This is a genomic window from Paenibacillus sp. SAFN-054, assembly GCF_051966755.1.
Taxonomy (GTDB): domain Bacteria; phylum Bacillota; class Bacilli; order Paenibacillales; family Paenibacillaceae; genus Paenibacillus_AQ.
The window spans coordinates 1-25,836 of sequence record NZ_JBQCKS010000002.1; the positions used below are offsets into that span (position 1 = coordinate 1).

Annotated in this window: 23 protein-coding genes; 4 read left to right on the forward strand and 19 right to left on the reverse strand. The window is 53.5% G+C overall.

All coding sequences use genetic code 11. The features are described from left to right. Positions 1-275: 275 nt before the first annotated feature. From ACTHPM_RS11500 to ACTHPM_RS11545, 10 genes are all read right to left on the reverse strand, one after another. Positions 276-2,621 carry a glycoside hydrolase family 65 protein gene (locus tag ACTHPM_RS11500; protein WP_440396224.1) on the reverse strand — a complete coding sequence of 782 codons (2,346 nt, stop codon included), beginning with the start codon at positions 2,619-2,621 and terminating at the stop codon, positions 276-278. A 53-nt stretch (positions 2,622-2,674) separates the two neighbouring features. Then, on the reverse strand, positions 2,675-3,766 hold the full coding sequence (locus ACTHPM_RS11505) for a carbohydrate ABC transporter permease (RefSeq protein WP_440396223.1): 1,092 nt from the start codon (positions 3,764-3,766) through the stop codon (positions 2,675-2,677). A 1-nt stretch (position 3,767) separates the two neighbouring features. Continuing rightward, positions 3,768-4,850 carry a carbohydrate ABC transporter permease gene (locus ACTHPM_RS11510; RefSeq protein WP_440396222.1) on the reverse strand — a complete coding sequence of 361 codons (1,083 nt, stop codon included), beginning with the start codon at positions 4,848-4,850 and terminating at the stop codon, positions 3,768-3,770. A gap of 93 nt (positions 4,851-4,943) precedes the next feature. After that, the gene (locus ACTHPM_RS11515; RefSeq protein WP_440396221.1) at positions 4,944-6,359 is read right to left on the reverse strand and encodes an ABC transporter substrate-binding protein; all 1,416 of its coding nucleotides are present in this window, start codon (positions 6,357-6,359) and stop codon (positions 4,944-4,946) included. A 329-nt stretch (positions 6,360-6,688) separates the two neighbouring features. Then, positions 6,689-7,693: a LacI family DNA-binding transcriptional regulator gene (locus ACTHPM_RS11520; RefSeq protein ID WP_440396220.1), complete on the reverse strand. Its 1,005-nt coding sequence runs from the start codon at positions 7,691-7,693 to the stop codon at positions 6,689-6,691. Positions 7,694-8,026: 333 nt separating this feature from the next. Then, the gene (locus tag ACTHPM_RS11525; protein WP_440396219.1) at positions 8,027-8,707 is read right to left on the reverse strand and encodes a hypothetical protein; all 681 of its coding nucleotides are present in this window, start codon (positions 8,705-8,707) and stop codon (positions 8,027-8,029) included. Beyond that, on the reverse strand, positions 8,707-9,600 hold the full coding sequence (locus ACTHPM_RS11530; RefSeq protein ID WP_440396218.1) for an ABC transporter ATP-binding protein: 894 nt from the start codon (positions 9,598-9,600) through the stop codon (positions 8,707-8,709). Before ACTHPM_RS11530 ends, ACTHPM_RS11525 begins: the two co-directional genes overlap by 1 nt. After that, on the reverse strand, positions 9,597-9,956 hold the full coding sequence (locus tag ACTHPM_RS11535) for a GntR family transcriptional regulator (RefSeq protein WP_440396267.1): 360 nt from the start codon (positions 9,954-9,956) through the stop codon (positions 9,597-9,599). The genes ACTHPM_RS11530 and ACTHPM_RS11535 overlap by 4 nt, the downstream gene beginning before the upstream one ends. 243 nt (positions 9,957-10,199) lie before the next feature. Next, positions 10,200-12,056 (reverse strand): Ig-like domain-containing protein, encoded by a 1,857-nt coding sequence (locus ACTHPM_RS11540; RefSeq protein ID WP_440396217.1) that lies wholly within the window; start codon positions 12,054-12,056, stop codon positions 10,200-10,202. Between the two features lie 302 nt (positions 12,057-12,358). After that, entirely contained in the window at positions 12,359-13,030 is a 672-nt protein-coding gene (locus ACTHPM_RS11545) for an O-methyltransferase (protein ID WP_440396216.1), read from the reverse strand. A gap of 160 nt (positions 13,031-13,190) precedes the next feature. Here ACTHPM_RS11545 and ACTHPM_RS11550 point away from each other — a divergent pair, with 160 nt between their 5' ends. Beyond that, entirely contained in the window at positions 13,191-14,081 is an 891-nt protein-coding gene (locus ACTHPM_RS11550; protein WP_440396215.1) for a LysR substrate-binding domain-containing protein, read from the forward strand. A gap of 216 nt (positions 14,082-14,297) precedes the next feature. Then, a complete protein-coding gene (locus ACTHPM_RS11555; RefSeq protein WP_440396214.1) occupies positions 14,298-14,510 on the forward strand; it encodes a DUF2905 domain-containing protein in 213 nt (70 codons plus the stop codon). Here the strand turns inward: ACTHPM_RS11555 and ACTHPM_RS11560 are convergent. Beyond that, positions 14,507-14,671, reverse strand: a complete 165-nt coding sequence (locus ACTHPM_RS11560; RefSeq protein ID WP_440396213.1) for a helix-turn-helix domain-containing protein — start codon at positions 14,669-14,671, stop codon at positions 14,507-14,509. The genes ACTHPM_RS11555 and ACTHPM_RS11560 overlap by 4 nt on opposite strands. A 226-nt stretch (positions 14,672-14,897) precedes the next feature. After that, positions 14,898-15,440 (reverse strand): GNAT family N-acetyltransferase, encoded by a 543-nt coding sequence (locus ACTHPM_RS11565; RefSeq protein WP_440396212.1) that lies wholly within the window; start codon positions 15,438-15,440, stop codon positions 14,898-14,900. Between the two features lie 240 nt (positions 15,441-15,680). Between ACTHPM_RS11565 and ACTHPM_RS11570 the strand changes: the two genes are divergently transcribed. Further along, a complete protein-coding gene (locus tag ACTHPM_RS11570) occupies positions 15,681-16,868 on the forward strand; it encodes an oxalate decarboxylase family bicupin (protein ID WP_440396211.1) in 1,188 nt (395 codons plus the stop codon). Between the two features lie 121 nt (positions 16,869-16,989). Here ACTHPM_RS11570 and ACTHPM_RS11575 read toward each other — a convergent pair whose 3' ends face one another. The 6 genes from ACTHPM_RS11575 to ACTHPM_RS11600 form a co-directional block, all read right to left on the reverse strand. After that, positions 16,990-18,822, reverse strand: a complete 1,833-nt coding sequence (locus ACTHPM_RS11575; protein ID WP_440396210.1) for a UbiD family decarboxylase — start codon at positions 18,820-18,822, stop codon at positions 16,990-16,992. Positions 18,823-18,965: 143 nt separating this feature from the next. Then, the gene (locus ACTHPM_RS11580) at positions 18,966-19,601 is read right to left on the reverse strand and encodes a phospholipase D-like domain-containing protein (RefSeq protein ID WP_440396209.1); all 636 of its coding nucleotides are present in this window, start codon (positions 19,599-19,601) and stop codon (positions 18,966-18,968) included. A gap of 130 nt (positions 19,602-19,731) precedes the next feature. After that, positions 19,732-20,358 (reverse strand): nitroreductase family protein, encoded by a 627-nt coding sequence (locus ACTHPM_RS11585; RefSeq protein WP_440396208.1) that lies wholly within the window; start codon positions 20,356-20,358, stop codon positions 19,732-19,734. 105 nt (positions 20,359-20,463) lie between these two features. Continuing rightward, on the reverse strand, positions 20,464-20,832 hold the full coding sequence (locus ACTHPM_RS11590) for a hypothetical protein (RefSeq protein ID WP_440396207.1): 369 nt from the start codon (positions 20,830-20,832) through the stop codon (positions 20,464-20,466). A 257-nt stretch (positions 20,833-21,089) separates the two neighbouring features. Beyond that, positions 21,090-22,283 (reverse strand): acyl-CoA dehydrogenase family protein, encoded by a 1,194-nt coding sequence (locus ACTHPM_RS11595; RefSeq protein WP_440396206.1) that lies wholly within the window; start codon positions 22,281-22,283, stop codon positions 21,090-21,092. 92 nt (positions 22,284-22,375) lie between these two features. Further along, positions 22,376-23,842: an MFS transporter gene (locus ACTHPM_RS11600; RefSeq protein ID WP_440396205.1), complete on the reverse strand. Its 1,467-nt coding sequence runs from the start codon at positions 23,840-23,842 to the stop codon at positions 22,376-22,378. A 222-nt stretch (positions 23,843-24,064) separates the two neighbouring features. Between ACTHPM_RS11600 and ACTHPM_RS11605 the strand changes: the two genes are divergently transcribed. Continuing rightward, complete coding sequence (locus ACTHPM_RS11605) at positions 24,065-24,505, forward strand: MarR family winged helix-turn-helix transcriptional regulator (protein ID WP_440396204.1); 441 nt, start codon at positions 24,065-24,067, stop codon at positions 24,503-24,505. Positions 24,506-24,568: 63 nt separating this feature from the next. Here the strand turns inward: ACTHPM_RS11605 and ACTHPM_RS11610 are convergent, their stop codons facing one another. Further along, complete coding sequence (locus ACTHPM_RS11610) at positions 24,569-25,807, reverse strand: amidohydrolase (RefSeq protein WP_440396203.1); 1,239 nt, start codon at positions 25,805-25,807, stop codon at positions 24,569-24,571. Between the last annotated feature and the right edge of the window lie 29 nt (positions 25,808-25,836).

Consider the following 25,836-nt stretch of genomic DNA (forward strand, 5'->3'; position numbering starts at 1 on the left):
ACTCGAACCTCCACGGGGGGTTAGCCCACACGGACCTGAACCGTGCGCGTCTGCCAATTCCGCCACGACCGCATATGGATCAATGTCTTCCGCATTACAATTCGTTTGCGGCGACAAAATAGATCTTATCATGACAAGCTAGTTAGCGTCAAGCATTTTCTTGAAAATAATGAATCCCTCTCCCCATGATCGCTTAGAAGAAAGCGGAAGTACGGCCAAGCCCAGCGTTTCACCGCATCTTGCCGCAAACTTCCGCGCTCTTTTTCTAGCAAAGATCATGCCTCCATGACAACCGTTTCGCCGCCTTTCACCGTCACCCGTTTCCCTTTATGCAAGAACGAAACCTGATCCCCTTGCACCAATGTATAGCTCGTCCCTTCCCTCCCCATCCGGACCTTGAGCAGCTGCCCGCGATAAGTGACCCGGAAGGTGCAGGACTCCCATTTTCCGGGCAGCGCCGGACGGAAGCTAAGCTCTCCTTCCTTCAAGCGCATACCGGCAAATCCGTTGACAATGGACATCCATGAGCCGGCCATGGCTGCGGTATGCAGTCCATCCTTCGCATTGCGGTTAATATCATCCAGATCCATCCGTACTGTCCGGTCAAAATAGGCGTACGCCTCTTCCAGATCGCCGATCTCGGCGGACACGATGCTGTGGATGCACGGCGACAGCGACGAGTCATGCGTGGTCAGCGGCTCGTAATACCGATAGTTCCTTATCTTCTCCTCCTGCGTAAACAGCTCGCCGAGCAGGAACATGACCATTACCGTATCTGCCTGCTTCAGCACCTGATGCCGATAGATGACCAGCGGGTGATAATGGAGCAGGAGCGGGTATTTATCCTCCGGCGTATGCTCGAAATCCCATTTTTTCTTGGACAGGAAGCTATCGTCCTGCGCATAAATGCCGAGCGTGTCATCATAGGGGATGAACATGCGGGAGGCTGCTTCTTTCCAGCCTTTGATTTCGTCTTCCGTCAGTCCGATCGCCTCCGAGACCCGCTCATACTCCTCCGGATAATCCCGGCGCATCCGATGGGCCGTATCACAGGCGTAATTCAGCTGGCTCTGCACCATGAGGTTCGTATAGGTGTTGTTGTTGACGATCGCCGTGTACTCATCCGGACCTGTAACGCCATCGATACAGAAGGCTCCGCCCTTGGCTTCATTGTAGTGTCCGAGATCGGCCCAGAACCGGGATGTCTCGAACAGAATTTCGGCGCCCTTGCTGACAAGGAACTCCTCGTCACCTGTCGCCTGTACATACTGCCTGATGGCATAGGCGATATCCGCGTTAATATGCATCTGGGCCGTCCCCGCAGGGAAGTAGGCTGAATTCTCTTCTCCGTCGATTGTCCGCCAGGGATAGAGCGCACCCTTCTGCGACATGACTTCGGCGCGGCTGCGTGCCTTATCCAGCGTGGCATACCGGAACTCCATCAGCGATCGGGCAATGTCCGGCTGGGTGTAGGTGAAAAAGGGCATCATGTACATTTCCGTATCCCAAAAATAATGTCCTTCATATCCTTCTCCCGTCAGACCTTTGGCGCCGATGTTCGTTCTCCCGTCCCGTCCGACTGACTGCAGCAGCTGGAAGCTGTTGAAACGGATCCCCTGCTGAAGCGCAGGGTCGCCTTCGATTTCCACGTCCGCATGCTGCCAGAAGGACGCGAGGTAGGCCTCCTGGGCGTTCAACAGCCCGTCGAATCCGTACTCTGCAGCCTTTTGATGCGTATTGGCAGCCCGCATTTCGAGTTCCAGTTCAGCTTCGTCCATCGATGTGTGGTACGAAATATACTTGGTCAGGGTCACCTTGTCGCCCGGCGCCAGCTTCAGGTTGAAGTGCGTGCCGATCTGCTCCCCTTCCGCGCGATCCGTAGATTCGAATGCGCGGCCGGCGGCAAATTCGTGACTGATCGCGGTAAGCAGCTTAAAGCCCGAATGCCGGGTGCGCTGCCTCAGGATGGCCAGATTCCCCCGGTGCTCCATCCCCTCCGGAATCAGGCTGGGCTCCTCGCCGCCCGAACCGAGGCGCGGATCATCCGTCGCCTCGGCTTCCTCGATCTCACCGTCCATGTAGGAATGCATCCGGAATCTCCCTGTATAGTCGACGGATTCCACTTCGATTCGGATGGCCGCGAGATGCTGATCCGCAAAGGAAACCAATCGACTGAAGTTCAGCCGTATCCTGCCTCCCGAGGGAGCTTCCCATTCCACCTGCCGGCGCAGATAACCCCGCCTCATATCGAGCTCCCGTGTAAAGGACAGCACCGTGCCGGTATTCAAGTGAAACGGCTCCTCTTCCAATTGAATATTGACGCACTGCGCATTCGTTAAATTCAGCATGGATTGGTTCTTGGATGGATAACCGTAAGCTCCTTCCGGATAGACGATCGGCTTCGCATCGTAAAACCCGTTCACGTAATTGCCCGTTACCGATTTCCCCTTGACGCCGTGGTACCCTTCCTCGAAGTTACCCCGCATTCCGATATATCCGTTTCCCACCGCGAAGACGCTCTCGCTTCTCTGGTTGTTTTCATCATCATAAGCTTCTTCGGTCAGGCTCCATTCCCGGTAAGGGTACAGTGCCTCCGGACGCACATAGGCTTTCATTTTCATCGAATGATGTCCTCCTATCCATAGGGCGAATCATAGGGTGCTTGCGGATTGCATTAACCTTTGACCGAGCCGCCCATCAAGCCTCTGACGAAATACTTTTGCAGCAGGAAGAAAATGGCCAGCGGCATCAGCATGGAGATGAAGGCGGCCGACGTGAGCAGATGCCAGTCGTTTCCGCGCGAACCGACCAGATCCGCAATCTTCATGGACATGACCTGCACATTCGGCTGGTTGCCGATAAAAATCAGCGATACGAGATAGTCATTCCATACCCACAGGAACTGGAAGATTCCGATGGAAGCCAGCGCTGGCACCGACAGCGGCAGGATCAGCCGGCTGAAGATCGTGAAATGGCTGGCTCCGTCCATGAAGGCGGATTCGAACAAATCCTTCGGCAGCTGGCTGATAAAGTTGTACATAAAATAGGTCACCAGCGGCAGACCAAAAGCCGAGTGCGCCAGCCAAATGCCGAGATAGCTTCCGTTCAGGCCGAGTGCCGTATAATCCTTAAGCACCGGAATGAGCGCTACCTGCAGCGGAACGACCAGCATCGCAATGATCACGACGAACATCGTTTTTCTTCCCGGAAAGCGAAGCCACGCAAAAGCATAGGCCGCAAAGGAAGCGATCAGGATCGGAATAACCGTGGCAGGAATGGCAATCGTCAGCGTGTTCCAGAACGCCTGCGAGAGCCCCGTGCCTTTTTCCTTCGTTTCGCTGCCATCGGCTCCCTTGATCGTATATTCCTTGCCCGAAATAACATTTTTGTAGTTATCCAGCGTCAGCTTGGAGCTTGCGACCCAGCCTTGTTCCTCCACGCTGATTTCCCGGTTTCTGCGGTTCTCCCAGATTAACCGGTCATCTCCGGCCTTTACGCCCGCCTTAAGCTGGTCGTCCGTATACGTCTTGCCGTTCACCTCGATCGGTCCGCGCAGATCCACGTCCTTGGACAGCTTGATCGTGTCTGCCGCCTTCCATTCCTGATGCGGGAACACCTTCCACCAGCCGGTTTGAAGAATATCCGCGGCAGGTCGGAAGGAGGAGATCAGCAGGCCCACGGTTGGAATCAGCCACAGAAAGCAAATAACGCCCAGCACGAGATTGACGATCCACTTCTTGCCTTTTTTCTTTTTTCTTCCGGCCATTTTAGAACCCCCCCTGCTTGCGGATTTGACGAAGGTTGAAATAGATGACAGGCAGGACCGCGATCAGCAGCACGATGGCCAGCGTCGAGCCGTATCCGAAGTTGCGGTACATGAAGAACTGACGGTAGAACTGCGTTGCGACGACCTCGGTGTCGTACTGGCCGCCGGTCATGACCATCACGACGTCGAAGATTTTCAGCGTGAACACGATGATCGTCGTCGTCACGGTAAGCAGCGTCGTCGAGATGAACGGAATGATGATACGGAAGAAGATGCGGATTTCTCCGGCTCCGTCCACGCGTGCCGCCTCCAGAATATCCTCCGGGACGCCCTTGATCGCCGCGGAGAAAATCACCATCGCGAATCCCGTCTGCATCCAGATCAGGATCAGGATGAGGAAGAAGTTATTCCACGGCTGCAGCATCGTTACCCAGGCCTGCGGCTCGCCGCCGAGCGCGATCACGATAGCGTTCAGGAGACCGATCTGCTCGGTTCCCGGCTGATAATAGTACACGAACTTCCAAATGACGCCGGCAGCCACGAAGGAAATGGCCATCGGCATGAAGATGATCGATTTTGCGATCCGCTCATAACTGCTCCGGTCCGCAAGGATGGCAATCAGCAGGCCGAGAGCCACGCAAGCCAGTGTACCGACGAAAACCCACAGCAGGTTGTTACGCAAAGCAGTCGCGAGCAGACGGTCGCTGAAGATTGCCAGGTAGTTGCCCAGACCGACGAACTTATCAGAAGATGCATTAAAGAAGCTCAGGTACAAGGTCCGCAGCGCCGGCAGCACCAGCAGCCAGCCAAGCAGCAGGACGGCGGGGCCGATGAACACGTACGGAAGGATCCTCCTGCCCACGCGTTCCGGAAACTGGTCCACGGCCTTGCTGAATGTGAAATACAGAATATAAACGCCCACCACTCCCCAGATGACCGCGGCAAGCGCCGTCAGCAGCGGGTTAAGTGTGGAATCCCTGAAGAACATGAAGATTGCGCCATGGACGATGATATTGCCCAGCAGCACAATAAGAAGGATCAGCACAGCTTTCATGCTGGATTTGTTTTTGGCCTGTGTATCCATAGGTCATCCCTACCCTCCAATATCTGAAAAAGGGCAGCCAGCATTGTTCTGAAACTGCCCCTTCTCCAGCTATCAATATCAAATCAATGAATGCTAGTTGTCCCAGCCCTTTTGAATCTGCTGCAGCGCGTCGTCCAGCTTCGCGGTGCCGCTGACGTAGTCGGTCATCCCTTTCCAGAAGGAGCCTGCGCCCACTTTGCCCGGCATCAGGTCGGAACCGTCAAAGCGGAGCGTCGTCGCATCCTGTACCAGCTTCGCCATCCGCTTGTCGGATTCGGAATTATACCAGTCGAGGGAGGCATCGTTCATCGGTGCGATGACGCCGCCGGATTGGACCCACTTCTTGATGGATTCGCCCGTCGTGAAGAATTCCATTACCGCGCGAACTTCAGGGCGGTCATTGAACATGGCGTAGATGTCGCCGGCTACGAGCACCGGTTTGCCGTACTTCTCGTCGATCGGCGGCAGGTAGAACCAGTCGTAATCCTGATCCACTTTGGCCGTTTCCGGGAAGAAGCTGGTAATGAAGTTGCCTGTCAGGTTGAACCAGGCCTTTGGCGGGTTCTCGAACATCGGCTTTGGCGCGTCGCCGAAAGCGGTCGTTACGATCGATTTCGTGCCACCGTATACATAATCTTTGTTCATCCAGATCTTCGACATAATGTCCATGGCATTCTTCACCTCAGGCGAAGTGAAAGGCAGCTCGCCCTTGACCCATTTGTCGTAGTTTTCCGGTGTGGTCGTGCGCAGCATGATGTTCTCCACCCAGTCGGTTGCCGGCCAGCCGGTAGCCGCGCCGCTCTCGATGCCGATCGCCCAGGCAGGATCGCCATCCTTGGCGATTTGCTCGGTCAGAGCCATCATTTCATCCCATGTTTGCGGCACTTTGTAGCCCGCTTCGTCAAACTGCTTCTTCGGATACCATACCAAGCTCTTCACGTTGCTTCGGTTCCAGATACCGGCCATGATTTTGCCGTCTTTGCCGTCCATGGTACCCATATCGAGCCAGCTTTGGTTGTAATTCTTCTTCAGCTTTTCCTGATCGAGGACTTTCGTCAGGTCGACGACTTTGCCGGTTTTGGAGATGGAAGCCAGCAGTCCCGGCTGCGGGAAGTCGGCAATATCCGGCGCGCTGCCGCCGTCCACACGCACGTTGATCGTAGCCTCGAATTCCTTGGAGCCTTCATACTGGATATCGATCCCTGTCTTATCTTCGAACTCCTTAATGCTGTCTTCAAATTTCTTCTGGTCGGCATCCACGAAAGGTCCGAACATGGTGACCTTCGTTCCTTTATACTTGCCTTGCATCGCGAGCTCGAGTGGTGAACCTGAAGCGTTATCGGAAGGCGGTGCGGTTGTCTCCGTCGTCTCCTTATTGTCGCCGCCGGAAGCCGCAGGCTCTTTCGTAGGCCCGGCATCCCCGGATCCGCCACAGGCGCTTAGCAGCATGGTAAAGGACAGGCACAGCGAGAGCAGTATCGATGTTCTTGCTTTCCGTGCTTTGGTCATACAGTATACATCCCCTTTTTTATCATGATTAAGGCAAAAAGTTTGTCTTGCAGAACCCTCGGCAAATGACGCCCTTAGCGAACGTATAACTTTTGTCGAGCACATTCTTTGTCCTATCGATAATCCATCCACTGTAACAGCCTGCGGATCACCTCCTTACAGAATCAAGGATTTTTTCTAGAGATAGCGTTTTCATAAGTAGAAGGACTTCGAGCTAAAATGTATTCAATTCATTGTTATCAGAACTTTAATCATTACCCCATAGCTCGCTTATCCAACCAACGGGACAAATTCTGAAAAGCTTTTCAAAAGTCATAAAACCGTAAACTTCACCTTTGCCGCGAGGACTCCCTGACAATCAATTTATGCTCCATCCGTTCCCTTAGAACCTTGACGGAGCCTGTCGTAACCAATTCATGCAGCTTCTCCGCCGCGCGGAACCCCATGTCGTACATCGGCTGCGCGATCGTGGTCAGCTTTGGAATGAACATATTCGCGATACGCAGGTTATCGAATCCGACGACCGATACCTGGCCGGGAACGAGAATGTTCCGGTCCTTCAGATAGGAAATCACCCCCATGGCGAATTCATCGGCAACGCAAAATACCGCCGTTATCTCGGGATAATCCGTAAATAAGTCATGTGCAGCATGGTAGGCATGCTCGAAACGGTGTGTCGCGCATCTGATCTTATCTTTGCTTCGGCTAAGACCGGATTCTTCCAGTGCTCTGGTGAAGCCATGATACCGGGGCGGTCCGGAAATGGAATTATCGTGATTGAAGCCGATCATTCCGATCTCCTCATGGCCGAGGTCAATCAGAAATTTCACCGCGTCGTATGCTGCCTTCTCATCATCGATCTCCACGCAGGGAACGTCGTATTCTTCAGAATGCGTCGAGAGGAGCACAAACGGAATTCGGCAGCGCACCAGCTTCTCGTAGTATTCCGGAAACATGACGTCGCTTGCGAAGACGACACCATCCACCTGCTTCTCGTGAAAAGCATCGATATACGAGAGAAGCCTGCTCTTATCCCTATCCGTATTGCAGATCATCAGGCTGTAACCCAGCTTGATGCATGCATCCTGCATCCCCCGGATGATGCCTGTATAATAAAAATTCTCGATATCCGGAATGAGCAGGCCGAGCGTGAAGGATTTCCTGTAAATCAAGCCTCGCGCAAAAGAGTTGGGCTGATACTGAAGCTTCTCAATCGCCTCCAAAACGCGTATTCTCTTACTCTCGATGACCGACTCAGGCGCATTCATCACCCGGGATACGGTGCTGATGGATACGTCCGCCATTTTGGCTACATCTCTAATTGTTGGCTTCATAGTTTCAAACTTCCTTTGCAAGAAAACCTTTTCAAAGCGATTATAACAAGGGTGTTACCCCTTGGCAAGAAGTTTTTTTGAAGCGCTTTCATAGGTGCCAGAGAGCTTGAATGAATGGATCGGTAAGTACGTTTATGTGTAAGAAAACTCCCGATTTCTCGGCCGCAACCAAGCAATCGGGAGGTTTATATGCAGCATGAGATTTGCACCGTTGTATCGCATTTCGTTAAGACAAACGTCTATCCGAGGTACTCTTCAAGAGACCGACCGCTTTAAGCTGCTGTTTTCTTGTGGTACCGGAAAGATTCTGCTTCGAATTTGATCCTTTCTGATTCAAGATACGGTGGACTTGCGGAGCAAACCGTAGGATAGCAGCGCGTAAATGACGATCAGCGGGATCATCCAGACGAACAGGTCCAAGTAATGATGCGAAATCCAGATGAACAGGTCCATCCAACGCTCATAATAGGTCATCGCAAAGCTGCCAATGCTGCTGAGCAGCAATAATACGGTAAAAAATACGTACAAGCCATTTCTTCCGAATCTGCGGTGAATACCCGAAATGACGAAGCCGAGAAAGAACATGTGCAGCATGACGACGAAGAAAATTCCAAACCGTGCAACCGGGGAGAGATCGCTCATAAACGGAAGAAAGAAATAACCCAGGTTCACGCCCCAGCCGTCCGTCAAGTCCTCCACCACCGACAGCAGAAATAATATCGCGCTGGAACCGGCGCTGACAAGGAGGCACATGAGTGAGGTGCCGATGAAATAATCCGTTCTGCGGATGCTCATACCAAGCGAAAATGGAAACGTCTGCGCCTGTACGATGAGAATAGCGATAAACATATACACATAGATGGAGGCAATGCCGCCCGAATGAATGTCCTGTCCTTTCGCCACGATCCCAATGAATATATTTATGGCGAAGCTAATCAATAATACGACCCACGGCACATAAATCCAAACCGTTTTATCGCGCCAATGCATTTTCAATACGCCAGTCATTCTCATCAGCAATCCGCCACCTTTCCGTTTCCTTTATCGCCTGTTAGATGCACAATAAGTTGCTGGAGGGGTACCGGCGCAATCTCAATGCCCAGCGCCTCCGCTTCGCGTCTTTTTGTCTCGTTCAAGGGCTCAAGCACGGTCGCTGTCATTATGCCGCCGATGGACTCCTGGTGAATGATTTGTTGGCCCGCCGTAAGCGTCCTGACGTGCTGTGCCGGGCCGATGGCCGTATATGCCTTTTCCCTGATCTCATCGGCATCCTCATCCATCAGAATTTTCCCTGCGTCAATCAGGATGACATGCTCCAGCAAATTGCTGACTTCATCAATCAAATGCGTGGATAAAATGAACGTCCGCGGATGCTCCGCATAATCTTCTATCAGTCTTTCATAAAACAGATTCCTGGCGACCGCATCGAGGCCGAGGTAAGGCTCATCGAATATCGTCAGCGGCGCGCGGCTGGCCAGCCCGATGATAATCCCCACGGAAGAGAGCATCCCCCTCGACAGCTTCTTCATTCCTCTTTTCAAAGGAAGGCGAAAATCCTCCACGAGCTGCAGCGCATATGCCTGATCCCAGTTCGGGTAAATGGACGCGGCGACCGCCAAAACATCCACGATTCGGAATGTATCCGGGTATTTCTGGCTCTCTTTGATGAAGCAAATCCGGCGGAGCACCCGGTTATTTTCGTAAGGCTGCTCCCCGAACACCCGCATGTCGCCGCTCGTCGGAAAAAGCTGTGCAGTAAGGATATGCATGATGGTCGTTTTGCCAGCACCGTTTCTGCCAAGCAAGCCGTAAATTTTGTTCTGCTCGATGACAAAGCTGACATCCTTAATGACCGATTCCTTGCCATAGGTTTTATTCAGCCGATTCACTTCGACGATCGGATTCATTTCAAGCCATCCCCTCTCCGGACCATGTCCGTTAATTGGTCGATCGTAATCCCCAGCTTCTTCGCCTCATGGATCATGGTGATGACAAACTGCTCGTAGAATTGTTCCTTCCGCTTCTCCACCAGCTTTTCTCTTGCCCCTGACGCGACAAACATGCCGATCCCCCTCTTCTTGTACAGAATGCCTTGATCAACCAGAAGATTGACTCCCTTCGCTGCGGTCGCAGGATTAATCTGATAAAAGGAGGCAAACTGATTGGTCGAAGGGACCTGCGTTTCCTCAGGCAGTCCTTCCCCAATGATGTCGTCTTCGATCTTCTCCGCGATTTGTATAAAAATAGGACGCCCGTCATCCATAATCGGTCCCACCTCTTCACCACCCAACTGGTTAATTACTCAAGTAACTAACCTCAATATATGCCAAGGATTTCCTTTTGTCAATTCACTTAACAAAATTTTCTGAAGCCGGTCTGTTTAAGAATGCAAAAAAGGGCTGCACCCTGACGAAATGTTCATGCGGTCTCCTCTTAGGGAAGCGTCAACAACATGAAAAAGAGCAGCCTTTCGGCTGCTCCTTGCTATCAGGATCATGGATCACCATCATTTTGCATCAGGGGCTGTGCCCTTGACAGCGGCGGCAGAGCCTTCAGGCACTGCCGGCTTAGGGCTCGACGCCCGCATGACCTGCACGATCGCTGACACGGATTTGCCTTTATACGCCGCGTAAATCCGGGTCGTCCCGGCCCGGCGTCCCACCAGATTTCCTTCTGCGTCCACACCGGCAATATCGGGATGATCGCTGCGGAACACGGCCTTGTCTGTCACATTTGTTTCTATGCCCGTGGCATTCTCCTTATAAATCAGATGAAGATCAATCAGGGCACCGGCTGCAAGCGAGTACTCTTCTGAATCGAATTGGATCTGACCATATGCCGGCTCGAACTCCTCGGAGTTTTCCGGAAGTACGGTCACCTTCAAGGCTGCGCTCTGGTTTTGGAAATCCGCTTGGATTCGCGTCTCGCCTGGCGACAGGGCCGTAACGCGCCCCGTTGCATCGACTGTGGCGACATCCGGATTGTCGGAACGGTACGTTGCTGCACTCGACAGGTCCCCGGACGATCCATCAGCATATTTTGCCTGCAGCACTGTCGGTGCGCTCGTGCCTTCCTTCAGCGTTTTTGCCTGCTCCGAAAAAGCAATGTCCGAAAGGCTCTTCTCTTCCTCCGGAGCCGGGTTGTCGACGGGAGCCAGCTTCATCAGCTGGAGCTTTGTCTTTTCTCCGAGTTTCACTGTTCCCGGAAAGACAAACCCTCCATCATGCGCGGCGCTTCCCTTGCCATAACGGGAAATTTGCGCGCCTTTGAAGAGTGTCCGCTGCATTTCTTCTCCCGTGCCGTTTACGCTCATCAAGTCGTATTGAATTTTCCGGTTTAGATAGTCCCCGGAAGCATTTCCCCCGAGAAGCGCATATCCATCGGCCGTTTTGACAAGCTGGTTGAACACTTCCACATCGGCGCCGGCCGCATACGTCTTTTGCCACAATGCCTGCCCGTCCGCATCGGTTTTCGTCAGCACGGTAATTCTTTGCTGGTTGATGACCTTTTGGCTTCCGAGCATATAGCCGCCGTCACTGGAGGGGGTCACCGCGAACGCTCCCCAATCGGTGCCCGGATCGCCGATTTGCTTCATCCAAAGCTGTTCGCCTTCGTCATTGACTTTCATCATGAGCAGCGCATCCTGGTCACCCGGCTCATAATCCGGACTGTCGATTCCGCCGACGGCGATATAACCGCCATCTACCGCGGGTATGAGATCATTGAAATACTGGCTGTCGCCAAAGCGGTATTTCTTATACCACAACTCCTGCCCGCTTCCATTCACTTTAAGTATGTAGGCCGTGCTGTAGCTCATGTTGGAGATTCCTTTTCCCCCTATCAAGAAGTCGCCGCCATCCGTTTCGACCACCGCTTGCGGAGTGCTGTGAATCCCGTCCTCCTCCTTCGACTGCTCCCATACTATCCGGCCCGAACCATCCAGCCTGATCATCAGCAGCTGGCTGAACGGCTGGCCCGAAGTGTTTGTTGTGGAACCGATCACGAGGTATCCCCCGTCTTTGGTTTCGATTGCCTGGTAAGCCGCATTGGTCTCTGAGCCTGCGTGGGCCAGCTTCTGCTCCCACTCGGTCGTTCCTTCCGCATCCACCTTGACGATATAGGCCTTCTGGGAATAGGACTCCCAGTCCCCCGTCATCTCCTGTTCTGTCAGGCTTCCCATAGCCAAATACCCTCCGTCTGACGTCGGTATGACCCCTTCGCCCGCAGACCAGGCTCCATATTCCTTCGACCAATCAAGTTCAGGCACCGGGGCGCCTTCCCCGTGAGTCTTTCCGGCTTGTACGGTGAGCGCTATCATAAGCGCAATGAGTAAAGAAAGCAGGCGTGATCGTATTCTGGACACTGGTATTCTCCTCCTGTTTTTGCATCGATGTTCCCTTCGCAAAACCTTTCAATATATTCCAATTATCGATGGAACGGGCCCGGATTTCTATCCCTCTAATTTCATAAATACGTATGCCGATTGAACGGATTTTGACAGAAGCGCAAATGATGAAAGAAAACGCTGGGTCTTAAGCAATGGAGAAGTATAAGGTTTAAACATTCATCATGAAAAAACGCGGATTCCCGAAAAAAGCTTGGGCTCCGCGTTCGCAGGGTCAAACATAGATTTCGTTTCAATTCTTCACTCCGCTTCTTCCATGCCTAACCTCTGACGATTCCGATCATCAAACCGTCATACCCCTTACTGCCAACCGTTTGAATGGCCGTTGCAGAAATCCGTCCGTCCGAGGAGATCATTTCATAGAACTGTCTGACTCCCTGTATACGGGGATCGGTGCTGTGCTTGTTCGTAATCTCCCCTTCCCGGATGACATTATCCCCAATGATGACCGTCCCCGGATGGGAGAATTCCAAAGACCATGTCAAATACTGCGGGTTGTTCGGTTTGTCTGCATCGATAAAAATCAGGTCGAAGGGCTCCATCTGCTCTTCCTTCATTCGGGCCAGTTGCTGCAGGGCATCTCCTGTCCGAACCTCAACTCTATGTCCCAGCCCGGCATGCGCGATGTTCGCCTTCGCCACCTCCGCATGATGGGGGTTCAGCTCCAGCGTAATGATTTTGCCATCGTCAGGCAGGCCTCTGGCCATCCAGATCGTGCTGTAGCCGCCGAGCGTACCAATTTCCAGAATCCGCTTGGCGCCTTTCATTTGAACGAGCAGTTGCAGCAGTTTGCCTTGGGCGGCCGTCACGTCGATTTCCGGCAAATCCGCTTTCCGGTTCGCAATGAGCACATCATCCAGCACCCGGTCATTCGGACATAACAGATCAGTAATATATTCGTCAACTTGTTCCCACGTTTGTCTCATATTCATACAACTCCTTTTAAGAGATAGTTCAAAAAACTTTTTGAACATGCAATTAAGTTCGAAGCGCTTCTGGATTTATTATAGTTGGATTAGAATGATAATAATAATATATATTTATCCTTAAATCATATACTATATATATAATTTATCCAGAAGGAGAAAGAATATGAACCTACACGCCTTGCGGCTTTTCCATGTCATCGCTTCCACCGGCAGCGTCACCCGCGCCTCGGAGCTGCTGAATATCAGCCAGCCCGCAATTACCGCGCAGATCAAGAAATTCGAGAAGGAATTGAACCTGCAGCTGCTCATGCCGCAAGGCCGCGGCATCGCATTGACGGATGCGGGAGAACAAACGGCCGTGCTCGCCAAGCGATTGTTCGCCGTCGAGCAGCAAATCGAGCAGTTCGCTGCGGATTACGGCCGCGGAACCTATGGTCATATCCGGCTAGCCGCTACCTATCTTCCATCCCATTTCCTGCTTCCGGCCTGGCTCGCCAAATTCAAGCAGCTCCATGAGCATGTCGAGATGACGATTACGACAACCAATTCCAGCGGCGCTCTGAGGCACCTCCTGAACGTCGAAGCGGATTTGGCGATCTATGGCGGTCTGCCGGAGGAATACCCCGATTCGGTGCAAGCGGAAGAGTTGTTTCAGGACGAGCTGTGGTTCGTCGTCGCCCCGGGACACAAGTACGCCAATCAACATGTTGCGCTTGCGGATATGATGAAAGAACCGTTCGTCATGCGCGAAGAAGGCAGCTCCACACGGGAGCGCCTGCTGGCCCTCTGCCGAACCTATAATGCACCTGCTCCCAAGATTGCTTTGCAGTTTAATGGCCTGCATGAAGCGATCACCGCCGTCATTGCCGGCTATGGAGCCAATTTCGTATCCTCGCTCGTCGTCCGCGAATACGTGGCCCGCGGAGAATTATCCCGCGTGTACGTCGACGGCATCGAGCTGCGCAACGTCATTGCCATTTGCACACGCAAAGATGAAGCGCTTGGCGCAGCCGCACGCAACCTGGTGGAACTGATCCGTAAGCATCCCTATTGACGCCACACACCCCCGAAGCTTAACAGCTCCGGATGCGATAGACTTTTTGCATTATTCCGTTCAAATATCTTCCTCATTTGGCTGTAGAAGCACACTTTTCGCGTCATCGGAGGATGGTTGCCCATTTCTTGGTATATGATAAACGATGAGGAACCCCACTTTTGATGAAATCCTTGAAATCCTTGAAAATGTATCCTGGAACGGAGTTGAACCTTTATGCCTGGCATATCCAAAACGCTCATCATTCTCGGCATCGTCCTGATTGCGGCCGGATTGATCTGGTGGCTGGCAGGCCGGTGGCTGCCGCTCGGCCGCCTGCCCGGCGACATCGTGTATGAAAAGGAGAACGTCAAAGTTTATTTTCCGATCGTCACCTGTATCCTTATTAGCATCGTAGGATCGGTGATTCTGATGCTGTTTCGCCGTTAGGCCCTTTCATCCCGGCAGCCCGCGATTTTGATCATGTTGCGGAATTCGGTCGGCGAGACCCCCGTGTATTTCTTGAACTGCCTGTAAAAGTATCCCGGTTCCAAGTAGCCGATTGTTCTGGATATTTCGCTCGTTTTCATCGACGTATCAAAGCAAGGCATCGACAAAAGCATCCCCGAATGCCAAAAGCAGCTGGATGAGTGGAGAGTCCAAAATCACAAATAAGGTCCAGCCATCCATATTCATACGGATGATGGCATAAAGCCCCCTATTTTCCAATTAGAAAAGCACCCTTCCGGGTAGCTTACGGTTGCAACCGTCAAGGTTGAACCGTAGGCTAACGGGGGGGTGCTTGTCTGTTATCCTAGCATTCGTCATGAAAACAGATCATAGAAGCCGCTGCCGCATTTTCAGGATCGAATACACCTCGGTGTGATGGGAAACGCCGGATTGCACCATATAATTTCGGAGGATGCCTTCCTTCTCGAAGCCAAGCTTGATCAGCAGCTCCTTCGAAGCATCATTCTCCGGGAATACGACCGCTCCGATCCGCGCCAAATTCATGAATTCAAAACCGTAAGTCAGGATGCTTGCCGCGGCCTCGGAGGCATACCCTTTGCGCCAATGCTCCGGATGAATCTCATATCCGAGTTCCGCCCTCTGATGCTTGGGGGACCAGGCATTGAAGCCGATCGTGCCGATAAGCCCGGGAGCATCTTTCCTTTCGATTCCCCACCGGATGCCGCGGTTGTCGCGGTAGCTGTCCGCAAAAAAGGCAATCAATTTCTCGGCCTGCTCCACGTTCTCGAACGCTTCCTGGCCGTAATGACGCATGGCATCATGATTTGAAAAACAAGCAAAGATGCTATCCGTATCCTCCTCTGTAATCTCTCTTAATATTAATCTTTCGGTCTTGATGTTCGGGAACATTCGGAAGCACTTCCTTTCAACAATTAATGGTACATCCGCCAGACAGCCGCAGTTACGCATGCGATTAACGTAATAATGCCACTTTGTGCCACTTTTTGCAAAGGAAAATCATAATTCGTACCCCCTCTTTCCGAGTGGCCTCTGAAACCATCGCTGTACTCATAATGTTCAGGCTCGAATTCATACATATGTCTAGATATGCATCGTTGATTCTATCTGATGTCTGGAGGAATGATATTCATGAAAGAAAACACCAGGAAACCGAACGGCAACTTGGCAAGCATACCCCAGCCTATTCGCAGCGACGGCGCAGGCGGAGTGGATTGGGGGCCGCGTGACGTTCTGAGAGACATCGAGAATCCGGATATGTTCATCCCCCCGCCTACGGATTCCGGACTGCTATCCAATTTAAAGTTTTCCTTTTCAGACACCCACATGAAGCTCGATCATGGCGGCTGGTCGCGGGAAATAACCGAGCGGGAACTGCCGGTAGCAAGGACGCTGGCTGGCGTCAACATGTATTTGACTCCAGGCGGTGTCCGCGAGATGCACTGGCATCAGCAGGCGGAGTGGGCATATATGATCCGGGGCGAAGCGCGCGTCTCCGCCGTGGACCCAAACGGCCGCAATTTCCTCGCCGATATCGGACCGGGTGATCTTTGGTATTTCCCCGCTGGCATTCCCCATTCGATCCAGGGACTTGCAGATGGAGCCGAATTCCTTCTCGTGTTCGACGATGGAAGCTTCTCGGAGATGAGCACCCTGTCAATTTCAGATTGGTTTGCCCATACGCCGGAGGACGTGCTCGCCGCCAACTTCGGCGTTCCGGAAGAGGCATTCAACCATCGGCCTCGTAAACAAGTCTATATGTTCCAGGATACAGTACCGGGCCCACTGGATAACCAGCGGGTCGAATCACCCTACGGCAGCGTGCCTCTCAACTTCAAGCATCGTCTGCTCGCGCAGCAGCCGACCATAACGCCGGGTGGCAGCGTGAGGATCGTTGATTCGGCGAATTTTCCGGTCTCCCGGACCATCGCTGCTGCTTTGGTCGAGATCAAGCCAGGCGGCATGAGGGAGCTGCACTGGCACCCTAATCAGGATGAATGGCAATATTATTTGACCGGTCAGGGGCGCATGACCGTGTTTGCCGGCAGCGGAGCCGCGCGGACTTTCAACTACCGGGCAGGCGACGTCGGATATGTTCCTTTTGCCAGCGGCCACTACATTCAAAACACGGGCACCGAAACATTATGGTTTCTCGAAATGTTCAAGAGCAGCCGGTTTGCCGACATATCCCTGAATCAATGGATGGCCCTGACGCCCGGGCAGCTCGTCCAGGACAACATCCATGCGAGTCCGGAGCTGCTCCATGCGCTGCGAAAGGAGAAATGGCCGGTCGTGAAATATCCCGGCGAGGAGGAATAAATGATGCCGAATGTCGGCTTCGGCTGCCGAGACACATGAGGTAGCGTGATGGAAAGACGTGAATAAGGCTATTCCCTCAGGTGATTGTACCTGTCGGAATAGCCTTTCCATTTGAGCGGCCCTATTGCAAAGAAATCCCGCCTAAGCTACCTCCCTTGGCAAAAAAGCGCTGAATCCGCTCTTCAACCTGCGGATCCGGAATCAGGGGCGGTGCCTGGTGCGGTTTCGTGCGGGCATCGATGATGACATTATCGCAAGCCCAGTGCTTGTGTTCATAGCCGCTGTTGACGCCGTAAATATCATGGGACGGATTGCTGCGGGTAAAGGTAACCCAGAGAAAATTGTTGATCGTATCGCTCAGGAATCGGCTGTCATCGCACACAATGATCATCGGACAGCTCTCCATCGGACCCTGTTCAGCGATGGCGATACTTAAAATCTCCATTTCCTCCCGCGTCTTTTCATAGCTTGTGAAGGCAGCGCCCTGCAGGGCGACGACGCCGGGCATAACCAGCCGGGCATTTCCGTATCCGCGCAGATTCTGAAAGGCATCCGGCACATCTTTGCACAGCTCCCGCTTCTTATCCCCATAGGCCGCAAAGACGACTTTGCTGCCGCTGTTGAGGCCTGTCCCCGAATAGTCGAGCGTGTCGATCGTCGTATTCGTGTAAAAATGGATGTCACGGCGCAGATCCATCCGCTCCAAAATGTACGTCATAAAGCCGGGCATGTCATGGGAGTCGAGCTTGCGATCCTCCTCGGCCGTAATGAACAGATATTTGGCGAGGCTCAGCTGCCCGGTTCCCAGAATCCGGTTGGCCAGCGTCAGCAGCTCCGTCGGCTGCTTCACCCGCTGATAAGGCGTATAGCGCTCGCTGCCAATAGCAAACAGCAACGGATGGACACCGGCGGCATCTACGGCATGAACCTCTTTGACGCCCGGAATCTCCTGCTTGATGGCGTCGCCCGTCAGTTCATGGATAAGTTCGCCGAACGAGGTATCCTCTTGCGGAGGACGGCCAACCACGGTAAAAGGCCAGATGGCGTTTCTTCTCGCATATACCTTATGTACCTTCATGACCGGAAAAGGATGCGTCAGGCTGTAATAGCCCAGATGGTCGCCAAAAGGTCCCTCGGGCTTGGTATCCCCCGGATGAATCTCCCCTGTAATCACGAAATCGGCATCATGGCTGATGCAGTACCCGTCCACGTAGCTGTACCGGAAACGGCGGCCAGACAGCAAGCCGGCAAACAGCATTTCGCTGAGTCCCTCCGGCAGGGGCATAATCGCCGAGAGGGTGTGGGCGGGCGGTCCGCCTACGAAAATACTTACTTTTAACGGTTCGCCCTTTTGGCTCGCCTTCGTTTGATGCACGCCGATCCCGCGGTGAATCTGGTAATGCAGTCCGATGTCCTTGTTCGTCTCGTACTCGTTGCCGCTGAGCTGGATCCGGTACATCCCCAGATTCGAATTCATCAAACCCGGCTTCTCCGGGTCCTCGGAGTATACCTGCGGCAAGGTAATAAAGGCCCCGCCGTCCATAGGCCAGTGCTGGATTTGGGGAAGATCCGAAATATGGATTTCTTCAAAATCGCCGGGCAGGCCGCGCTTCTTCATAGGCAGTGCTTTGATCGCACCGAATCCGTTTCCGATATTTTGAAAAGGATGCTTGACCGCCTTCATCGGATCATCGCGCAGGGCGATAATGCTCTGCGTGCGGTCCCAAGTGTCGCGGAAAATAAACTTGCTGCGCGTGATATCACCGAAAAGGTTGGACACCGCTTTGTATTTCGAGCCTTTCACACGTTCGAACAAAAGGGCCGGTCCGCCCGCTTCATACACCTTCAAATGAATGGCCGCCATCTCAAGGTATGGGTCCACTTCTTCCTTGATGCGTACCAAATGCCCGTGCTTTTCAAGGTCTGTAATGCATTCTTCCAGGTTCCGATACAATGGTTTTGCTCCAATCTCCCATGAGGTTTGCTTTGAAATACCGCGCCCTTGATCTCGTGGCGCAGTGTACTGCAGCCATAAGTCTTTAATATAGTTAAATCAAAACTCATGATAGATGTCAAACCATTAAGGCACACCCCGAACTACTCTTGGTAATCCTGAAAGCGATCCTTGTCATTCCACATTGTATTAAAAGCATCCTCAAACTGCTTGCCCACGGCTGCATCGTGAATGATCAGCGCCACGTCGTCGTTTTCCTCAACGGATGACTTCAAATAATTGAAGGAACCCGCCTCCACGCTTTGGGTGTCGGCAACGAGCATTTTCAGATGCATTTTGCCGTCATGGCTGTTGGTTTTGACGGGAATGCCTGCTTTCGCGATGCGCTTAAGCGCGTCCTTCTGTTTTCCTTTCTCGGCGGCATGCTCCCGGTCGGTAATCAGGCGGACGCTGACTCCTCGGTCTGCCGCATCCACGATGGCGTCAACGATCGGTTCGTAATTTATGCTGTATATCGCAATATCCAGCGTTCTCTTGGCTTCGTTCATCAGCCCGATGATGGCCTGCTCGGGATGCGTCCCCTCCTGCGCGAAGTAAGCCTGAATGTCTTTGGAATCGTTACCCGATGGCTGCGAAGATGGAACCGCTGGCGTTTGCGCCCCGGTGCCCGGTTCGGCGGAAGGCTGAGCAGATGAATCTGCAGCCTTTTCGCCGGAAGAGCAGCCCGTGAGTGCGGCCCCCAATACCGCTAGAATAATCAAGCGTCTGACGTATAGCAATGGTTATTCCCTCCTGTTATGCGCCGTCTCCGGTCGTTTCTCCTATGGTAGCAAAAATACAAGAAAAAGAAAAAAGGCCTGCCTGCAGAAGGCGGCCTTTCCCTTGCAAAAGTATGTTGTTCCTGTCCGATTAAAAACCATTAAACGATACGAACTCGCCCACGGGCTTGCGGTATCCCCGCGGTCTTTGCTTGGTTGTGTCCTCTTTGCCGATCGTGATCAGCATGGCCGGCACGTAACGGTCCGGAATATTCAGCGCCTGCCGCAGCAGTTCCGGATCAAAGCCGATCATCGGGCATGTATCCCAGCCTTTATCTTTGGCAATCAGCATGAAAAGCATCGCAGACAGGCTCGCATTGCGGATGGCCTCATCCCGCTTGAACCGGTCGCCGCCGTCCTCGTACATGCTCACGACGCTCTGGACGGTTTCGTCGAATTCGCGTTGGTCGATGATTCCAAGGTTCAGCAGGCCTTCATTAATCGGACCGATATTATGGTAGGCTTCCAGGTCGCCAAGCACAACAATCGCGGCAGAGCTAGTAAGCACCTTGTACTGCTTGAAAGCCGCCTCGTAAACCTTGTTCTTCAGCTCTTTATCGGTTACGGCCACATAGTGGGTGTGCTGCAGGTTGAAGGCGGATGGCGCGAATTTCACCAAGCTGAACATCTCGTTCAGTTCCTGCTCGCTGATTTGTATGTCAATGTTAAACTTATTGGCTGATCTCCGTGCTTGGACAAGCTCCTGAAACTGGCTCATTGTTATCTTCTCCTTATGTATGCTGCTAAATTTTGGCTGCGCAGTCATTTTAACATATTAACTTTATAAAAGTAAGTGAATTTTATATGAATTTCTTTCCTCGCATCAATCCAAATCCGATCGAAATAGACCCATCAAAGAGATAACTGAAAACAGGCAAAAGCAGGAATACACCGGCCAAAAGGCAACCCCGGCGTACAAACCGGCAGCGGACGCCAGAAGAAGCCCGAGCGCGTTGATGGCGGCAAGGCGAAGCGCAAGACTTCGAATCCATAATCCCAAGCCGAAATGAAGCAGGCTGATGCAGATATAAAAGGGATATAGCGTAAGAATGACAAGCATCGCCGGAAGAAAAGGTCCCATATCCATCGGCGAGGAGTCTTCGACCCGCGTGGCGGCCACTGCCCATATGGCGGTCAAGATCGGGGAAACCACGAATAAATTCAGCAGCAGCTCTTTGTTCAGATTTTTCATAGGAACAACTCCTCCTCCGAATGGACAAACTTTAGGCCAGCTCAAGCTGCTCTATGGTTGTTATCATTACCGTCATACGACGGCGTAGAGAGTATATCGTACCATGCCGACTATGCAAAATGAACTGTAGTTTAGCTTTGCGATATCACGGAAAAGAAAGGATTTATTCATGCTGTTGGATTTGGCGGACTTCGTTTGGGTTCAGAGCCAAGAAAGCCGCCGGACACTAAAGTCCGGCGGCTATCCATACCTTATCCTTATTCCTCTTTCGCGTCTCCGATCGCCCGCTGCGCCAGCATCGCGATCACCGAATCCTCCATCGGCGGATTGTGCAGACCCGCCCGCACGTCGCGGTACATCCGCTCCAGCGGCAGGCTGCGCGACAGGCTGGAGCCTCCGACGATCCGCATCGCCAGGTCGACGATCCGGAGCGCCGCGTTCGTCGCGACCGTCTTGGCGAGCCCGAGTTCGGGCTTCATCGCCGGGCGCGAGGCATCGAGCCGGTCCCACCGTTCCGCTACACTATAGAGAAGCGTGCGCGCGGTAATCAGCTCCGATTCCATCTCCCCGATTTTTTGCTGGATATGCGGCAGCTCGGCAATCGGCCCGGGGAGGCTGCTCGGACGGTATTCCGCGGCGAACTTCACCGCGAAGTCGCGCGCCGCCCAGGCAATCCCGAGATAACATGCAGGAATATGCAGGAGGGCTCCGCCGTGATCGGACTTGCCGACGCCGGCGGATGTGCCTCCGCTCTCGCTTGCGTCGATCCGTTCTTCTGCCGGAACGAACACGTCCGCCAGCAGCAGATCATGGCTTCCGGTTCCGCGCATACCGAGCGTATCCCATGTCTCATCGATGCTTACGCCCGGCCCTTTACGTACCAAGAAAGTGCCGATTCGTTCCTCGTCCTCGACATAAGCAGTCACGGTAAACTGATCCAATACCGGAATCAGCGAGCTGAACGTTTTGCGGCCGTTCAGCCGGTATCCGCCATCTGCCTTGACCGCGGTTGTCTGCGGCCGCCCCCCGCGGCTTGGGCTTCCGGTGGAAGGCTCACTCGCGAACTGGTTAATCATGGAGCCCTTTTCCACGACTTCACGGCAGAAATCTTCGTATAGCTTGCGCGGCCAGGACTGCTTGATCCGAAGCTGAAGCACCTGGCTCACATGCCAGCCTACGGCCAGTGCCGTTGACCCGTCACCTTTGGCCAGCCGTTCTTGGGCCAGCAGCATTTCATAAAGCGAAGCCTCCTCGCCTCCGAACGTTTCCGGTACGGTCAGCTTCAGGTAACCGGCTTCACGAAGATCATCAAAGTTCTCGAATGGAAACGAGCCTTCCCGGTCATGCCCAGGAGCACGCTCCGCAAAGAGCGCTGCGAGCCTGTCGGATCGTTTCGCGATGCCTGCTTCACGATCATTTCGAACGAATGGATCCGTTTGGACCGAATTCATGCGGCTTTCTCCCCTCTCATGGCTATCATTCCTTTTATTGTATACCTATACAGTCGGAATTGTCCAAAGGACGGTATGAAGCGGAAAACTCCTTATCTTTCAGATGAAGGAGACTTACGTTTGGAAGCCACTGCGCGATACATGCGCCATCCGGTCAGCAGCGCAGCCGCCAAACAGATGGAGGAGGATACAGTGAACACCGTATGCATGCCGCTCAGGAAAATATCCGGGCGTCCCGGAACGAGCCCCGTTACCCGGTGCCCGGCTTTGCCGCTCATGACATGGAACAGCGTCGTCGTCGCAATCGTAATGCCCACGACCATGCCCACGTTGCGGACCAGCGAATTGACGCTCCCCGCCGAGCCCAGCTGGGTGCGGGGGACCTGCGACATGACAAGCGAATTGTTCGGGGACTGGAACAGTCCGCTGCCGATGCCCAGCATCGCGATCCAGGTTCCCACGATCCAGAGGGAGCTGCCGTCGTGCAGCGAAGCGAGCCCGAACTGGGCGATAACCATGACGATCAGTCCGGCGAAAGTGAGCGGCTCCGAGCCGACCTTGTCAGACAAAGCGCCGCTGACCGGAGCGACGACGACCATGCAGATCGGAAACAGCATCAGCAGGAAGCCTGCCGAGAACGGTGACAGATTCAGCATGTTTTGCGCGTAGAACGGCGCGATGATATTGAAGCAGAAATTCGCCGCAAAGACGAGAAAGCCGCACAGGATGCTGACCGAGAACAGCGGATTTTTGAACAGGGACAGCTCAAGCAGCGGTTCCGGGCGCTTCGCCTCCAACCGCACGAACAGAATGAACGCGGCAGCCGCCAGCACGAGGGACAAAATAATCCAAAGATTGCCGTAACCCGCCTGCTGGCCCAGCAGCAAGCCCGCGAATAAAGTGACGATAAAGATCGCGAACAGCAAGCTGCCGGGCGCATCGACCTTGGATTTGACCTTGACCAGATCTGCCGGCAGCACCTTCCAGCCGATGAACACGGCAATGAGACCGATCGGCACGTTGACCCAGAAAATATACTCCCAGCCGAGCGCGGAGATGATTATGCCGCCTACGCTTGGTCCGGCGATGCTTCCCAGCGAAACGAAGGTTCCGATAAGACCCAGTGCTTTGCCGCGTTCCTTGGCAGGGAAAATATCCGTAATAATCCCCTGGCTGTTCGCCATCGTCATCGAAGCCCCCAGCGCCTGTATGACCCGCGAGACGATCAGAAAAGGCAGCGAGCTGCTGAATCCGCACAGCAATGACCCGACGATGAAAATATAAGTTCCCAGTCTGAAAATGCGGATTTTGCCGACCATGTCCCCAAGCTTCCCGAAAAACAGAATAACGGTACAAATGGCCATCAGATAGCCGGTCGTGACCCATTCGATCTGGGCAATCGGCAGACCAAGCTGCTTGGACAATACCGGCAGCGCAATATTAACGATGCTTCCGTCCAGCGTGGACATGAAGGTGAATAAATTCAGAACGACAAGAATCAGCCAGCGCTTCTTCTGAATGGCGGCGTCCTCTTGATAAGATGCAAAGGATGAACTCATGACTACCTCCTGATCGACGGTTTATCATTAGTTGCGAACGCAACTAATTGATCGTTAACAGTGTAACCGATATTAGTTGCGCGCGCAACAATATTACGATAAAATATTTTATATAAATGTAAGCCATGTACGAACGTACGAAACCTAACGGAACAAGTCTGTTTCCTTTCATATATAAAATTAACCCGAACCGTTCATACTTATCCGGAAGAGGTGACTCCCTTGAAAAAGGAACCGATCGGCAAATTAATGTCATACATTCACCGCTCCCACCAAAAAATTCTCGCCAAAGAGCTGGCACCTTACGGGATCGGAAGCGGTGGGCAGCAAAGCTTCCTGAAAGCTGTCCTTAACTGTCCAGGCATCAATCAGGACCAGCTCACGCAGCAGTTGAAATTCGATAAAGCCACGACCGCGAGGTCCGTCAAGCAGCTGGAGCAGCAGGGCTACATTGAACGGATTCCCGATCCGGAAGACCGGCGTTCCCTTCTGCTGTATCCAACTCCCAAAGCCAAGGAATTCGCACCCGTGCTGAGTTCCATTCTGGCGAACGCCAACAAAAGACTGGCTGCGTACCTGAGCGAAGAGGAAGAGGATCAGCTGCTGATGCTCCTTCATAAAATCGGTCGAAGCCTGAGCGAATCGGAAAGAATGAGCCCATGAAAAAAAGCCGCTGACGCGCCATGCGTCATGCGGCTCTTCTTCGTTTGCTGCTCGCTTTCTGACTTACTCTGTCCGTATGTCATCCAGCGCTCCGGCTACCACATTTCCTTGGTACAGGGTCGCGGCTCTTCGCGTCCTTCTGGCAACGGCTTCCGCCGAGCAGGAGGCTTCCACCAATACCAGGTTTGCTTCGTCACCGATTCGCGGCCAGACCTGAACGCCCGTTTGATCCAGCGGGGTCCGGCCCTCTGAAATATATCCCAGCGTCTGACCGAGCGAACGTTCATCCACCCAGTGCGAAATTTCCGCCAGCCTTCCGGCCCGCTCCAGAATGTCACCGTTACCGAACGGGGACCAGATGTCGTACACGTTGTCGCATCCCACGGCAACGGATACGCCATGATCATGCAGCAGCCGCACGGGCGGAAACTTCCGTCCCATCGGAACGCTCGTTATAATCGCAATCCCGGCCTCAGCCAGTAATGCCGCCATGTCCGCCGCCTGCTGTCCTGAAATGTCCCCGAGGCTGAACGCATGGCTGACGGCTACCCTGCCCTGCAGCCCGGCTTGAACGGTGAGCTCGGCGAGCCGCTTGATCGTGAAGAGGCCGAGCCGGTCCGGATCATGCAAATGCAGATCGATTCCGGCCCCTTCCTCGGCCGCTATGTTCACCATGGTCTGCAGGGAGCGCTCCAGATCGCCGTCCACCGTGGCGGGATCCACGCCTCCGACCCATGCTGCCCCCTTGCGCACAGCCTCTCTAACCAGCTGCTCCGATCCGGAACGCAGCAGGCCCTGCTGCGGGAAAGCCACGATTTCGTGAGACAGCCTGCCATCGAACATTCGCAGCGCCTCCTGAACCTCTTCCAGATGCGATAAACCGACCTCCGGAAACACGTCCACATGGGTACGGAGATGCGTAACCCCTGCCCTCAAGGACGCTTCCACGTAATTTGCGGCGCTTTCCTTGATGGGAATCGAACGTGAAGGATCGAAATTCTTCTCCTCATCGAGCCGTTCAATAATCGACTTGGCGGGCGTCACGGCCCTCCAGCTGCCGCCCAACAGCGTTTTGTCCAGGTGGCAGTGCATCTCCGTAAAGGAAGGCAGCACCAAGCGATCTCCCGCATCCTTGCGGGGGAGCTGATCTTCGATCGGCCGGTCGGCCGGAATCATGCTTGCGATGGCTCCGTCCTGTATGAGCAGATGACACGCTTGCGTGCGCGTACCGGCAATCACGTTGTTCTGCACCTCATAGCCGGTTTCCAGTCGAGCATTCATAAGCCAAAATGCGTTTATCATGGCATCTTCATCCTTTCGCTTCCATCGTT